Origin of the sequence: Faecalicatena faecalis, from assembly GCF_012524165.2 — a bacterium.
In the GTDB taxonomy this organism is placed as follows: domain Bacteria; phylum Bacillota; class Clostridia; order Lachnospirales; family Lachnospiraceae; genus Faecalicatena_A; species Faecalicatena_A faecalis.
Window position 1 is genome coordinate 274244 of the sequence record NZ_JABACJ020000002.1, and the last position, 15657, is coordinate 289900.

Genomic DNA, 15657 nt, shown 5'->3' on the forward strand with positions numbered 1-15657 from the left:
ACACAACAGCGGGTAAGGGACTTCCTTGATGATGTTAAAAGCTTCTCTGCAGAATCTCACTGTGTTCTACAAAGTCTTCTATGGTCTTAAAATCCAGTTTCTCCAGCAATTTCATGACATAAGGATTCTCAAGAGGAGTGGCAAATGGGGCTTGATCCCCATAGTCCTCTACATATCTTCTACCATCCTCTCGATTCAAGATAGCTTTTGGCCCTCCTACACAACCTCCCACACATCCCATTCCCTCAAAAAAATTGGCATCTGTCTCATGGGCCTGTATGCGTCCGACCAGCTCTTTACAGGCTGAAACGCCATCCGCCTGCTCTGCCTTTACTTTGATCTTTCGGTCAGGACGAAGCTGCCGCTGTGTTTCCTTCACCGCCTCACTTACCCCTCCGGTTCTTGCATAGATTCGGCCGGCCCGGGAGGAATGTTCTTTTTTATCATCCTTCAATTCCTCGGGATGTATATCTGCAGCCTCAAAGATATCCTGTACCTCTTGAAATGTAAGCACATAGTCGATCGCATCTGCAATATCCGGTTCACGTGCTTCACTTTTTTTGGCAAGACAAGGTCCGGCAAATACGGTGACCGCATCAGGATGCAGCATTTTGATCATACGGCCACAGGCAATCATCGGTGAAACGGCTCCCGGAACATGCGGCATCAGTTCATGGTACTGTTTCCGAATCATGGCGATCCAGACCGGGCAGCAGCAGCTTGTAAGCTGGTAATCCCCTTTTTCTACAACATGTCTGTCAAATTCTAATGCCTCTTTCAATGTCAGGATATCTGCAAAAAGTGCAACCTCCACCATCCCTGTGAACCCAAGTGACCGAAATGCGGTCCGCAATTTTCCAGGAGTCACCTCCTTTGTAAACTGTCCCAAAAATGCGGGGGCAACCAGCATATAGGCCTTCCCTTCTGCCTCTCTTACAGCTTTCATTGCAGGAAGCACATCCTTTGCAGGTAAAATATTCTTCCGTTCACAGGCATCCACGCAGGCACTACAGCCCGTACAGAGCTTCGAATCGATAAATAATTTTCCCTCCTCATCTTCTTCAATCGCATCAAAAATACAGCTATTTTGACAGGCTCTCTCATATGCGCAATCTTGGCACTGATCATTGAATACCACTGGGGCATATAACTCGGGATGCAGCAGGCAGTCCAAATGATACGGCTGATATTCAGGCGGCAGCGGGGCTTTTAATGATATCTTCTGTGCAAGAATTTCCCGGTAAAGTTCCTCAAATGTCTTCATTCGCTTCTCTCCCATTCTGTAGTTACTTTTAGTATCAATCTCTTACTACACAATATGGAATATTATGGGCAGTATCGGCTCGTATTATTCGATTTCTAAATATTTCATTTCTGCAAAATGATGAAACAAAATTTACTCTTTGGATAATTCCGCTAACTTCTTCTTTAATAATTCGATTTCTTCTGCTTGATGCTTCAACTGTAATAGCATGCTACCCGCTGTCCCGGAAATGCGTACCCCATCTTTTGAATTTCAATATTAGCCAGAATTCCATCCTCCAGTTCCACCAGCATATCTGTAATCAAAAGACTCTGTTCATCTGCTATCCTTACCGAATCATTTGGAAGGATCTGTCGTATCTCTTAATTCCTTATCGTCCCCGAATTCTTTCAGTACCTCCTTCCGTGTTTGAATCATCGGGAAATAAAACTGCCTTGCCAAAGTGAATCTTAAAATCCTCCCCGCTGCTTTCTTGATAACCATAAAACAAATCGGGGAAGAACCCCTTCGGTCTCTTCCCCTTTTTCATGTTCAGAACTCTTATCTTTTTATACAAACGGCGTTATTCCTTCTGCACCTGTGCATGCAGTACCTTCCAAAGATATTCCATATCCACCGGCTTCGGTATAAAGGCAGTCATCCCTGCCTCTCTAGCTGCCTCTACATCCTCTTTGAACGTATTCGCGGTCATCGCTGCAATCGGGATATTCTTTCCATCAGGATGTGCTCCTGAACGAATCTCTCGCGCCGCCTGTAAGCCATCCTTCCTCGGCATCCTGATATCCATCAGGATTGCCTGGTACCAGCCCGCCTTACTCTGCTCAAACATCTCAACAGCTTCCTGTCCATCTGCTGCACGGTCTACTTTCGCCCCTCGTATCTCTAACAATTCTTTGGCGATCTCTGCATTCAGATCATTGTCCTCCGCCAAAAGTATCCGCATTCCCGAAAAATCTGCTTCTTCGAGAGAAGTATCTTGGGACTGACTTTCCTGAATTCCCTCCTTAGATACAGTACCTACTGGTAATGAAAGTGCAAAGAAAAACTTGCTGCCCTCATCAATTCTGCTTTCTACCTGGAGGCTGCCTCCCATTAAATCAACAATATGGCTGCTGATTGGGAGTCCGAGTCCAGTACCTTCACTTTTGGTCATGTTGTTGCCGACCTGCTCAAATGTCCTAAAAATCTTTTCCTGGTTCTCTTCGGCAATTCCAATCCCGCTATCCTGTACTTCAAAAGCCAAGACTACTTTTTCTCCATCAAACCGCCTTTCCTCAATCTTAAACAGGATGTTCCCACCAGGCTGAGTAAACTTAACAGCATTGGATAAAAGATTCAAAAGGACCTGCCTGATTCGAATTGCATCTCCCACTATGATCTCATGCTGAAGTTCTATCTTCGCTCTGAAGTGGATTCCCTTCATTTCCGCCTGTGTCTCGATCATCTGTATCAGTTCATCTGCCATATTCTTCATCGAGAATGGTTCTGATTCTATCTCCATCTTTCCATTCTCGATCTTAGACATATCCAAAATATCATTAATCAGAGAAAGCAGATAGCGGGAAGAGGCACGTATCTTCTCCAAAATCACCTTAACAGAATCAGGAATATCCTCCTTCATCCCCACCATGTCGGAAAGGCCGATGATTGCATTCATCGGGGTTCTGATCTCATGGCTCATCTTAGACAGGAACTCGCTTTTGGCACGGCTTTTGGCTTCCGCCCGTTCTAACTCCCCTTGCATCAATGTATTTTTCACCTTCGCACGCACTGCAATCAGAACTCCCAGCAGGATAAGTACTAAAAAGCCACACAGTATCAAGACGAATGCAACCGGATTGGCATAGACCAATTCTGAGAACGAAGCGCGTGTGTACCCCATCGAGACCAGACTCTTATCGAGCATCGTATTCATCTCTTTTGAAGGAATAGTGCTGATCGCTTTATTCATGATTCCAAACAAAGTCTTATCAATCGGACGAGCCAAGGCAAAGGAGACCTTTGTTTTATTATTGACACGGGTGACCGGAACTACATTTGCAAAATGATGGTTCTGCATTTCCTTATCCAGATTAGCCGAAATTCCATAGAAGAAATCTATCGTTCCATCATTCACGGCTTTCATTCCCTCTTCCGTACTGCTAAAATACTTGATTTCCTCTGTCTGAATATCCCCGGGCATTGCCCTGCCTTCTATGATTCCTCCTGTCATCCCGGATTCCGGGTAATTGACCGATTTATTCTTGATAATAATACTGTTCAGATTAATAAATGGCTTTGTAAGCGCAAGCCCCGCATTAAATGCATGTTCATCTGAATCCAAATAAGCTCCCAGGATATCGGCTTCTCCTTCATTGACCTTTTTAATCGCATCCTCATATGTATCTGCGAACACGTAGGTAAAAGGAATACCCAGATATTCGGACATACGGTCAAACATATCCGGCAGAAGCCCCTCATGTTCGTCGTCCAAATCATCCACACAATAGAAAGGATGCCAGTCGCTCACCATTGCAACCGTGATTTCCCCCTTCTCTTTAAGATACGATTCTTCTTTCTCCGTGAGCTGTATATCTGCATTCTTCACATCCGGGAAATTCTCTTCATATTCATTCTCCGCATATTCTGGATCTGCATCCATGATAGCTTCCAAAGCTGCATTCAGTTCGTCCAATATATCCTGCTCATAGACCTGGGTGACCAGATAATAAGGCTGTGCACTAAAAGAAGTCACAACGCGGAAATCATCCTCTTTATCGGAGTCATTTCCCATGAGCATATCCACTTCGCCGCTTCGCAGCTGCTGATACAAATTCTCTGACTCTCCCATATCATCATGGCTGTAATATTTGATCGTGCAGTCTAAATTATTCTTGCTTAGAAACTCCTTAAGATATTCAATCTTTGTCTTTGCCCGATCGTACACACCGATCGTCTTTCCGTTCAGACTTGTGAGTTCATAGCTTTTAATATCAGGATCCTCGCTTCTGCATAACAATATGCCACGGCTGCTTCCGATACGGTACTTCGGATACGCAAAATACTCTTCCAGTTCCTGAGAATAAAAAACACCGCCCATCAGGTCATACTCCCCGTTAAGGAACTCATCTGTCATCAATTCCGCATCTGTATCAATATAATCATATTTCCAATCTGTATACTTCGCGATCTCATTGAGGAAATCGACCATCAGCCCCGTGCGGTTTCCATACTCATCTGTCTCACTAATTCCTGGTGTCTCTGCAAAGGCTACCTTGAGTACCCTGCTAACTTTTTCTTGACCATCCTTCTTTGTATCTTTTGCCACTGTCGTCATTCCCAGACAGGATGTAAGCATGACCGCCATAAGCATAATAGAAAACAGCCGTGTGATTTTTGTAACTTTTCCTTTTCTTTTGTACTGTTCCATAATACCTCCTGCGCATCTAAGCTAACAATCTGGAAATCCTTGATATTTCTTTATTTCATCGTTCTATCCCGAATATGTTCATTATACATGAATCCCACAATCTTTGCAATTTAATTACTCTTATTCCAAATATAAATTCTATCTTTAAGTTTCTAAATACGCATTCGGCTATGGAACTATGGAGACCTCTCCCGATTGAGTCAACCTCCATGTATGCAAACAGGAACAGGAGCACAAACACTCCTGTCCCTGTATTTTATGGTTCAATTAAAACTTATTCCATGGAGAATGGAATCTCCACAACCAGCGGAACAGGCTCATTTTCAGCCAATTCAGCATTCTTATCATACATCTGCAGAATAAATTGATCCGCGTCCGTCTGGTCAAATACCATATATTTAATCCAGCTTCCATCCTCCTGTTCTACGATTCTTCCACTTTCTTCATAAATCCGGTTTCCTGCCGTATCTGTCAGTACATCTGCTGGATTCTTAGCAGCCCAGTCAGCCGGAACCACCAAAGTCACATACGTATTACTTGGCGTTTTCGTTACTTCCTTTACTACGAAACCATCTTTTTCTGCCTGCAGCTCTGTCGTTCTGTTGTTTGACGTATCGATCTGCGGATGGAATGCAAGTTTCCAGGAACCCTTGATTGTCTTAAATTCTGCTGTCGGCACATCACTATCCTGATAGCCGCTCGCTGCGCCTATATTCAATGCGACATCCATATCCTCCGGGAAAGTCCCCTTCGGCATATTCATGGCCTCGACTCTTACTAACGTCACATAGACCTGGTCGTCTGCTTTCTGTAATGACATAGCCGATGTTGGATATACTTCTTCTCCATTCACTGTCAGCCATGCTATATTTGGTTCAGAGCTTCCCTCCCGGTAAGACATTAACTCGATCCGATCAGCCTGGTTCATTTCCTCATCTTCCGTTTTTAAGGACAATGTGAAATACAGCTCATGCCCATCACAATATGCATCTGAAATCTCCATTGAAATCCCCTGATTCTCTGCCACATTCGTAGGATCATTTACCGGATTTGAATGTTCTGCGATCTTATCATATGCGGTCTTATCTTTATCTGGATATGGGCTCGAATCCCGCATCTGCTGAATCTTGGCAAATACATCTCCTAAAATCGGGATATCCTTAGCCAATGCCGGATTCACATAAAGCACACCTGTCAAGGCAATGACCATGCAGGCTGCCGCTGCTGCGACGCCGGCTTTCTGATAGATCCGCCGTCTTTTCCCGTTGTTGAGCCGCTTCATTTGCACCTCACCACGCCGAATTTTCCCATATGCCTGTTCAAAACTCTCATCCACAGCCTTTGGGATTTCTATTTCTTCCTGCAGCATTTCCTTAATATCCATATCATAATCAGATTTTCCCATTCTTAACCCTCCATTCTATATATTGATACCGTATTTTCTTTTAAATAGACTTTTTTAAAACTGGCCCGCCCTCTGGACAGTCGCGTTTTGACTGTATTCTCATTCATCTCCAATATAGTACCAATTTCCTTGATACTAAATCCTTCTACATAATATAGGAGCAGAACAATCCTGTATTGATCCTCAAGCTTATTCAAAAGCCTTAAGAACTCACGGCCAGATGTATCGACTTCCATCTCCCCAGCTTCCAACTGTTCCTTCATCGGCACCACCTTCTGACGTTCCTTCAAAATCCGATTGCAGTGGTTGATCAAAATTCTGGTCAGCCAGGTCTTAAAATACTTCGGTTCCCGAAGCCCCCGCAGATTTTCATAACTGCTCAGTATCGTATCCTGGATTACATCTGCAACATCCGCATCATTCTTTAACATGCTGACAGCGACCTTATAAAGAGCCTGCTTATTCTCCTCGATCAACTGTATAAAGGCATCCTGGTCACCGGCCTGCGCCCGCTTCACCAAATTTACCACATCAAACTCCCCCTTTCGTTCCTATACTTATTGCATTTTCCCATTTGTAAGCCATATCATCCCTAATTGAACATTATCATCTAGCGGCAGCTCAAAAAGTATTGTATCATTGTTTCTTCAATCGATTGATACCCATTAGATAAAGCGCCGTATTTAAAAGTTTCAAAAATGCAAAATAAATTCTTTTTTAAATAAAGATTTCGGCGGACCGAAATCTCGCGCCGAAGCACGGCCGCTTGCGGCCCTCTTCCTATTGCGCGAAGTGCGCATCCCCCGGAGGGTTTTATTATATAGGATAGTTCTTTGAACTTTCCTATATAATAAAAACAGGGACGTGCACGAATCCGTGCATCGTCCCCTCTAACAAAATCCTTTTGCTAAGATTTGCGTCCCGCGATCTGGTCTAGTGTGACATCAAAAATATCCGCTAATGTGATCAATTCATAAATATCGGGTACCCGTTTCCCAATCTCATAATTTGATAACGTCTGACGTTTCATATTCAACTGCTGTGCAAGCTGTTCCTGTGTCAGATTGTGCTGTTTCCTAAGTACTCTGATGTTTCTTCCGATTGTATTTCTTATCATTTTATCCACTCCTTATCTTTATTTATTGCTTTAAAAAGCAGGAATGGCAGATGTACTCCCCCCTCTCCCACATTAATCACATCTGCTTATGGGAGATATCATACAATTTAATGAAGTCAATATCAATAAATTGTTACACTTTGCAACATTTTAATATTTTGTTATAAAATCTGCCTAAATAATAAAATCCATAAGATATAATCGGCAATTCTATGGTAAAATATAAGAAGTATAAACATGGAGGTATGATTCATGAATAAAATGGATAAAGAAGGTCTGAAAAAACTAATTGATGTGGCTGCCGGCAGGGTCCCTGCAGATACCGTCATCAAGAACTGTAAAGTAATCGATGTATACAATGGCGGAATCATCGACGGAGACATTGCTCTGTGCGAAGGAATGATTGCGGGAGTCGGTACTTATGAGGGAAAGGAAGTCATCGATGCAGAAGGGAAATATGCTGCACCAGGATTCATTGACAGCCATATCCACATCGAGTCTTCTTACGTAAGCCCTGAAGAAATTGGACGTCTCCTTGTGCCGCACGGAGCCACGACCATCATCGCTGATCCTCATGAAATCGTAAACGTATGCGGTATACGTGGTCTAAACTATATGTTGGATGCCGCCGAGGGTACTGCGCTGGATATCAAATATATGCTTCCTTCCTGCGTTCCGGCAACTCCTTTTGAACACTCAGGAGCGACCATCGACGCAGACGCTATGAAGGCGCCCATTCGCAATGAACGGATTTTGGGACTCGGTGAATACATGAATTTTCCCGGCCTGATCGGTGCCAATGAAAGTGACCTTGATAAGATCATGACCGCAAAAGAAACTGGAAAATTAATTGATGGACACAGCCCCGGAATCTCAGGCAATGATCTGAATGCCTACGCTGCCGCACTGGTCCGCACAGATCACGAATGTTCTACCGTAGAGGAAATGACAGACCGCATTTCCCGTGGATTATATGTGCTCTTAAGACAGGGCTCCGCATGTCACAACCTGCGCCCACTGCTAAAAGGTCTCACACCGATGAACAGCAGACGCTGCCTTTTGTGTTCAGACGACCGTCAACCCAAGACGATCCTGGAGCTTGGACATCTGGACAACCACTTAAGTATCTGTGTGGAAGAAGGAGTAGATGCTATCACGGCCATTCGTATGGCTTCCTTAAATGCAGCGGAATGTTACCGCCTGTATGATCGCGGTGCGATTGCTCCGGGACTGCGCGGCGATATTGTCCTGCTGAATGACCTCAAAGACTTCAAAGTCGCAAAGGTCTGGATAGAAGGAAAGCTCGCGGCTGAAAACGGAACCTACCTGTTTCCAGTCGAAAAGCATGATATCACCCCTGTCAAAGGCAGCTTCCATGTGAAAGATTTTTCACTGGAAAAGTTGAAGCTCCATCTGAAATCTGGACATGTCCATGTCATTGACATCCTTCCGGGTGGTGTTGTGACTGGAAACGGCATTGCAGATGTAAAGATCGACGAATCAGGCGATTTTATCCGAGATCCAGAGGTGGATATCGTAAAAGTAGCTGTTGTAGAACGTCATCAGGAAACCGGCAACGTAGCCGCCGCACTTCTTCGGGGATATGGAATTAAAGAAGGGGCTGTTGCCCTGTCCGTTGCCCACGATTCTCATAATATCATCGTAGTAGGCGTGACCGATGAAGACATGGCCTTTGCCGTAGAACAGCTCATCGCCCAAAACGGTGGAATCGTACTTGTAAAAGAGAAAGAAGTGGTGGAATCTATGCCTATGCCCCTGGGCGGTCTGATGAGTGACCAGAGTGGAGAATGGGTCGATGAAAAGCTGACCTTGATTCACAAGGCTGCTTTTGAAAAGCTTGGAATCAGCGGAGAGGTGGAACCAGTCATGACATTGTGCTTTATGTCATTGGCCGTCATCCCGGAATTAAAGCTGACTGATATGGGACTGTTCGATGTCACCAAGTTCGACTTTATTCCCATTGAGGCCTGATCCTCACATATCGTATTCATTCATCTTCAAATCGCATTTTAAAAGAGACGCCTGCCCGGGCTTCCCTTTTTCTATTGACAATGAATCAAATCGAGCTTATAATGAACGGTGTTCATATTAAGGAGGTAAACACATGAATACGATTGTTACTTCACGGGAGGCGATTCTTACAGAGAGCAGAAAGCTCGTGATGGAAAAGGGAATCTCTGCAATCAATATGCGGACGGTCGCCGCCGCCTGCCATGTAGCTGTCGGTTCCATCTATAATTATTTTCCCTCTAAGGCCGATCTGATCAGTGCTGCGGTGGAGGATGTCTGGAAGGATATTTTCCATATGTCAGGAGAACCTGTCGAATTCCAACATTTTACTGACTGTCTGGCCTGGATGTTCGAACGAATCCAAAAAGGCTGTGCCAAATACCCTGGTTTTTTCACACTGCATTCTGTCAGTTTTACCGCAGATGATAAGGCTCAGGGCCGTCAGATGATGGATCTGTATTTTGGACATATGAAGCAGAGCTTGCTCCATGTACTGAAACATGATTCCTCGGTCCGCAAGGATGCCTTTCACAGCAGCTTTACCCAGGAACAATTCATTGATATGACATTTACACTTACCATTTCCATGCTGCTCAAAAATCAGAAGGACTGCGGGCCGCTTTTGGAAATGATAGGACGCTGCATCTATTAAAGCGGATATTCGAGATCCGCTTTGCGCAGCAAAATTTTTTAAAAGAAACTGAACATAGTTCATTTTATACAAGGAGGTACACTATGAAAATTCAAAAAACAAAATTACTTCTGCTGGCTGCCCTCGTCTGGATTGCTGCAGGCTTTAACATCTTACGCATCGGAGTCCTCTCCTACCAGAATTATACGACCGCCCTAAATCTCATGATCTCCGCCGTCGTCTTTTTAATCTTCTGGTTCATGGTTTTTGGAAAGCTCGTAAAAAAACATACCCACAGAATTATCCATTATAAAGAGGAAAGACAATTCTTCCTAAAATTCTTTGATGTAAAATCCTTCTGCATCATGGCGTTTATGATGACCTTTGGAATTGGCCTTAGGGTCTCCGGCATCTGTCCTGATGTATTTATCGCAGTATTCTATTCAGGGCTGGGAGCAGCACTTACATTAGCAGGAATCCTATTTGGATACCATTATCTGACACAGCTCAAAAAAACAGCAACAGAATCTCCTTCCTAGGATTCAGGAATATCCTTAAAGAGCACTTCTGACAAATGCCTGACTTTCAACGGCTTTGTCACGTGCTCATTCATTCCCGCCTGTCTCTTACGGTAAGCATCATTCACAAATGCATTGGTAGTCAGCATTATAATTTATGCGTATCCAATTTTTCATGATATTTCCTTTTATTGATTCTTTTACATTTATACATCTCCGCATCCGCCAGCTTTATGATCTCCTCGATCGTCTGTACTAAAGACCAGTCTTTTATCTCGACCAGACCATAACTAAAACTTCTTGGATAGTCCTTATCATTCTCTGAAATAAACTCATGCAAAAGACCATCCAGCTTCTTTTTTACGGACTCTCTGTGACTGTTCGGAAGTATGATACAGAACTCATCCCCACCGATCCGTGCGAAAACATCTGTATTGCGGAACGCCTTCTGTATCAGGGAAACAAAACTACGGATATAATTATCTCCCTCGGTATGTCCGTAACGGTCATTTACAAATTTCAAGCCGTCCAGATCCAGATAACAAAGGGTCACATTGATATTCCCCTGCTGGAGCATCTCCATGTATTCTTCAAAATATAATCGATTGCGTATTCCTGTCCCAGTATCATAATATGCTTTACTGGTCAACCGTTCAGCCGCTGCTTTCTCCTCTGTAATGTCTGCTACGATATGGGCATAAGCATTACATCCACGCCATTCTATCTGGAATGTTGTAATGCGAAAGACCCCCTGCTCCTCGTCTCCCATCTCCCATACCTTGTACTGCTCGCTGTCCTGCCAGTTCAGGATATCATTCAGGAAACGGAGCCGTTCCGTACATTTCTCACAGAACTTAGGATTCATCTCAGGTTCTCTGCCACACGCTTCCGACCCGCCTGTAATAATCGTTTTCTCATCCCTACTCTTATTGCAATATACGATTTCTCTGCTCTGTTCATCCACGACCAGTATCCATTCATTCCTCTTTCGTGTCATCTCTACCAGAAGCTCATTATAACTTTCGATGACTTCTGCTCTTTTCTTGACTTTTTGCGCTTCTTCTTTCAAAAGAGTCTCACGCTCTCTTAACTGATCGGTCATCGTATTAAATGCCTCTGAAAATTCCCCCAGATAGGACACGTGCTGTGAATAATCTCCGGCAGCCACCTGTTTTGCCTGCCAAGTAAGATGATTCAGATTCGCATGCAAATTCTTTAAATTCGTGCACAGCATATTCTCCCTGGCAGGATACACACCAGACAGATTCCCCCTGGAAAGATCTGCTGAATAAGCAAGCATCTCCTCCACTGCATGCTGCAGATAGGAAAGACCCTTGCCAAGCTTCTGATATGGCTCATCCAGTTCTTCTATATTCAATTCTTTCACTTGGGAATCATAGAGTATACTTTTTAAATATTCAAAAAGCATCTCACAGTTTTCTTTTTCCATCATAATATCCACTACTCCACAGGGGCTACCCGGAATCTACATACTCTGTCTCCCGTTGCCCAACAGTCGACTTCCTCTGCCATATATTCTTTTTTCATATAGGTTGACATAATTCCTGAAATAAATCCTTCATCATAATTGCATACAGTCTCACCAAGAAGGGGCAGTCCTGAACAATCCACGTCCTCGGCAACTGTAAGGATAAGGACTCCGGTCTTCTCCTCAAAGCTCTCGACTCTGAGTACCCCGATCTTCAGTTCCTCCATACGTGCCTGCAAGTCTGCAATAAAGCGATTGATCGGCATGGTAATATCTAACTGCTTCTTTGCGAAATAAACACCCGCTTTGTATCCGGCACTCCTGAAAATGCGGATCTGCATCTCTTCTCCGAACTCTTCTGTCAGTTGTTCCCTCATGGAGTACTCCATTAAACGGTAGACAATAACGGGCAGTTCATCTCCCAGATTCCCTCTGTCACCTGGATTATAATTCATATATTCAGCCAAACTCAGCTTTTTTTTATTCTCAAGAAATACATTCTCTGCCATCACATACGTCCTCCTTCTCAAACGCAGCAAATCAGACCGCAGGGCCTCTAGTATACAATACCCTGCGGATATACTTGTAGATTATTATATCACGAATCCTTGTCCTGTGGAAGTCTCGTGTGACTGTTATTCTGTTTTTGACATTTTTCGCAGATTTTCCACCTCAATTACAGTCCTATAAAATCTTCTGTCCGGGCAGAGTTTCCGACATACAAGAACCTCCACCCGGACAGATCCGGTTATGCCAAATTGGCACAATTATTCTTTTTTAACGCTTATCACGCAGCATAACATCGTGCGCACCACCCTCTACGATACTCGTAGAAGACACCAGTGTAATCTTAGCCTTTTCCTGTAATTCTGGAATGGTAAGTGCACCGCAGTTGCACATGGTCGAACGTACCTTGCTCAGAGTCAGGCTGACATTATCCTTGAGACTGCCAGCATATGGCACAAAAGAATCAACACCTTCCTCGAATGAGAGCTTCTTGTCACCGCCCATATCATATCTCTGCCAGTTCCTTGCCCTTGCGCTTCCTTCTCCCCAATATTCCTTCATATAACTGCCGTTGATATTCACCCTTTTTGTCGGGCTTTCATCAAATCTTGCAAAATATCTCCCGAGCATGATAAAATCTGCTCCCATAGCTAAAGCCAATGTAATGTGGTAGTCATGTACAATACCGCCGTCTGAACAGATCGGTACATAGATCCCGGTCTCTTTATAATACTCATCACGAGCCTTTGCCACCTCGATCAGGGCTGTGGCCTGTCCTCTTCCGATTCCCTTCTGTTCACGGGTAATACAGATAGCGCCTCCGCCGATTCCGACCTTTACAAAATCAGCACCGGCTTCTGCGAGAAAACGGAACCCTTCCGCATCAACCACATTTCCTGCACCGACCTTTACACTGTCCCCATAATTCTCTCTGATATAGTCGATGGTCAACTTCTGCCACTCTGAAAATCCCTCTGAGCTGTCGATGCAGAGCGCATCTGCACCTGCTTCCACTAAAGCTGGTACTCTCTGTGCATAATCTCTTGTATTGATACCAGCTCCGACCATATACCGCTTGGATCCGTCAATCAGCTCATTCTCATTCTTCTTGTGAGTGTCATAATCCTTACGGAAAACCAGATATACTAATTCCTGGTTTTTATTGACCAGAGGCAGGCAGTTAATCTTATGCTCCCAAATAATATCATTGGCTTCTTTTAAGGTCGTGTCCTCATCTGCATACACAAGGTTCTCAAGCTTTGTCATGAACTCCTTCACCTTTGTGTCCGGCTCCATCCGGCTCACCCGATAATCCTTATTGGTGACGATTCCCAACAGTTTCCCATTGGGACTGCCATCCTCCGTCACTGCAATCGTAGAGTGGCTTGTCCGTTCCGTCAGTTCCAGAACATCCTGAAGCGTCATCTCCGGCGAAATATTCGAATCACTCACTACAAAACCTGCGCGGTAATGCTTTACTTTTCGTACCATCTCAGCCTGCTCTTCAATCGGCTGGGAACCATAGATGAAAGACAGTCCACCCTCCTGGGCCAAAGCAATCGCCAGCCGGTCATCTGATACGGACTGCATGATTGCGGATACCATCGGGATATTGATGGAAATCTCAGGCTCCTTCCCTTTTTCAAACTTCACCAAAGGCGTTTTCAGGCTTACGGATGAGGGAATACACTGCGCGGATGAATATCCCGGAATCAAAAGATATTCACTAAAAGTCCTGGATGGTTCTTCAAAATAAAATGCCATGGTATGCCTCCTAATTTTCATTATTTTATTCATCATACCACAAATAGCAGTTTCATGAAAGCCCTCACCCATCTTTGTCCGCTGCTTTTTATTTGGCTGCTTTATTGGACTTTCTTTTTATTTAGCTGTCTTTGCTTCTTTCTTTGACTCAAGTCTGCTGATGATAATAGAGCATGCTGCATCTCCGGTAATATTAACAGTCGTTCTTCCCATATCAAAGATTCTGTCCACACCTGCTACCAGTGCGATTCCTTCCACAGGAAGCCCGACGCTTTGAAGCACCATCGCCAGCATTACCATACCTGCTCCCGGAACACCTGCCGTTCCAATGGAAGCCAGTGTTGCAGTCAGAACGATCGTCACCATCTGTCCCAAGGTCAGATCCACTCCATAGCAAGTCGCGATAAAAATAGCACATACGCCCTGATAGATTGCTGTACCATCCATATTAATGGTAGCACCGAGGGGAAGAACAAAGCTTGCCACATCTCTTCTTGCCCCCAGCTTTTCTGCACATTCCAGGTTCAAAGGAAGCGTTCCTACGGATGACGCACTGGAAAATGCCATGATCATGGCTGGTGCCATCCCCTTAAAGAATTGAATCGGGCTGACTCCTCCCATCGTCTTTACTGTCGTTGAGTAGACTACGACTGCATGGATGATGTAGGCAATGTAAGCTGCCAGGAGCACCATCGCCAATGAGCCCAGAATCTCCGGTCCATTCACAGCCACGACCGGGATGATCAGGCAGAATACACCATATGGAGAAAGCTTTAAGATCATGGACATAACTGCCATGCTGACCTCTGCCAGACTGTTGATTCCTTTCGCCAGAGGTTTTCCCTTCTCCCCTGCAACGATAATGCCAAATCCAAAGAATAATGCGATTACGATGACCTGGAGCATTGTCGCATCCACCATCGGCTGGATGAAATTAGATGGGAAGATGCCCACCAAAGTGTCCATAAAGCTGACAGAGGCCGATGCCTCGTACTCCAATCCGCTTGTTTGAAGCACATGAAAGCTTCCTTTGAAAATATTTGCCAAAATCAATCCGATCACAACTGCAAATGCCGTCGTACACATATAGTACACAACTGTTTTCCATCCAATCGAACCCACCTTCTTAATGTCACTCATCGAAATGACACCTGATATAATAGAAGTCAAAACGATTGGTACGACAATAAACTTCAGCAGGTTCAGGAAGATTGTTCCGAAGGGCTTGATATAATTTTCTGCCCACTCTGCCTTACCAGTGAACATAAAAATAAGTCCAACGATGATTCCAAGAGCCAGACCAATAAAGATCTGCATTGCCAGTGACATTCTCTTTTGTTTCTGCATAATTCCGTCCTCCAAATTTATATATATTTTATATACAAATTATAAAATATATATAATTATAATGCAATCTTTATTTTATCTTTTATTTTGTTAGATAATTCACAGCTTTGTTAGACAATTCACAAACAAACAATGATAAAAAAGAAGAAGATGCAAGACAGCCAGCGTTTATGTG

14 protein-coding genes are annotated in these 15657 nt (G+C 44.1%); 3 read left to right on the plus strand and 11 right to left on the minus strand.

The window, feature by feature from the left end; translation table 11 throughout:
- Positions 1–34: 34 nt before the first annotated feature.
- From HGO97_RS03905 to HGO97_RS03930, 6 genes are all read right to left on the minus strand, one after another.
- The gene (locus HGO97_RS03905) at positions 35–1264 is read right to left on the minus strand and encodes a [Fe-Fe] hydrogenase large subunit C-terminal domain-containing protein (protein ID WP_216239637.1); all 1230 of its coding nucleotides are present in this window, start codon (positions 1262–1264) and stop codon (positions 35–37) included.
- Between the two features lie 336 nt (positions 1265–1600).
- Complete coding sequence (locus tag HGO97_RS24165; protein WP_216239639.1) at positions 1601–1747, minus strand: hypothetical protein; 147 nt, start codon at positions 1745–1747, stop codon at positions 1601–1603.
- Positions 1748–1826: 79 nt separating this feature from the next.
- Positions 1827–4673 (minus strand): ATP-binding protein, encoded by a 2847-nt coding sequence (locus HGO97_RS03915; protein ID WP_216239641.1) that lies wholly within the window; start codon positions 4671–4673, stop codon positions 1827–1829.
- A 274-nt stretch (positions 4674–4947) separates the two neighbouring features.
- Positions 4948–6078 (minus strand): DUF4179 domain-containing protein, encoded by a 1131-nt coding sequence (locus HGO97_RS03920; RefSeq protein ID WP_216239643.1) that lies wholly within the window; start codon positions 6076–6078, stop codon positions 4948–4950.
- Between the two features lie 2 nt (positions 6079–6080).
- Positions 6081–6608, minus strand: coding sequence for a sigma-70 family RNA polymerase sigma factor (locus HGO97_RS03925; protein ID WP_216239645.1), 528 nt, complete (start codon positions 6606–6608; stop codon positions 6081–6083).
- Positions 6609–6985: 377 nt separating this feature from the next.
- Complete coding sequence (locus tag HGO97_RS03930) at positions 6986–7195, minus strand: helix-turn-helix domain-containing protein (RefSeq protein WP_216239646.1); 210 nt, start codon at positions 7193–7195, stop codon at positions 6986–6988.
- 261 nt (positions 7196–7456) lie between these two features.
- Between HGO97_RS03930 and ade the strand changes: the two genes are divergently transcribed.
- The 3 genes from ade to HGO97_RS03945 all read left to right on the plus strand — a co-directional run bounded on the left by ade (position 7457) and on the right by HGO97_RS03945 (position 10396).
- Positions 7457–9187 (plus strand): adenine deaminase, encoded by a 1731-nt coding sequence (ade, locus tag HGO97_RS03935; protein ID WP_216239855.1) that lies wholly within the window; start codon positions 7457–7459, stop codon positions 9185–9187.
- A gap of 133 nt (positions 9188–9320) precedes the next feature.
- The gene (locus tag HGO97_RS03940) at positions 9321–9878 is read left to right on the plus strand and encodes a TetR/AcrR family transcriptional regulator (RefSeq protein WP_216239647.1); all 558 of its coding nucleotides are present in this window, start codon (positions 9321–9323) and stop codon (positions 9876–9878) included.
- 83 nt (positions 9879–9961) lie between these two features.
- Positions 9962–10396, plus strand: coding sequence for a hypothetical protein (locus tag HGO97_RS03945; protein ID WP_216239648.1), 435 nt, complete (start codon positions 9962–9964; stop codon positions 10394–10396).
- On the opposite strand, the gene HGO97_RS23980 is transcribed toward HGO97_RS03945, so the two are convergent.
- From HGO97_RS23980 to HGO97_RS03965, 5 genes are all read right to left on the minus strand, one after another.
- Complete coding sequence (locus HGO97_RS23980; protein ID WP_281419929.1) at positions 10393–10524, minus strand: response regulator; 132 nt, start codon at positions 10522–10524, stop codon at positions 10393–10395. The two genes, HGO97_RS03945 and HGO97_RS23980, sit on opposite strands and share 4 nt — an antisense overlap.
- Complete coding sequence (locus tag HGO97_RS03950) at positions 10524–11828, minus strand: sensor domain-containing diguanylate cyclase (protein WP_216239655.1); 1305 nt, start codon at positions 11826–11828, stop codon at positions 10524–10526. Before HGO97_RS03950 ends, HGO97_RS23980 begins: the two co-directional genes overlap by 1 nt.
- Positions 11829–11836: 8 nt before the next feature.
- Positions 11837–12373 (minus strand): V4R domain-containing protein, encoded by a 537-nt coding sequence (locus tag HGO97_RS03955; RefSeq protein ID WP_246597284.1) that lies wholly within the window; start codon positions 12371–12373, stop codon positions 11837–11839.
- Between the two features lie 268 nt (positions 12374–12641).
- Positions 12642–14135 (minus strand): IMP dehydrogenase, encoded by a 1494-nt coding sequence (locus HGO97_RS03960; protein ID WP_216239657.1) that lies wholly within the window; start codon positions 14133–14135, stop codon positions 12642–12644.
- Between the two features lie 117 nt (positions 14136–14252).
- Entirely contained in the window at positions 14253–15482 is a 1230-nt protein-coding gene (locus HGO97_RS03965; RefSeq protein WP_216239658.1) for a dicarboxylate/amino acid:cation symporter, read from the minus strand.
- Positions 15483–15657: the final 175 nt, after the last annotated feature.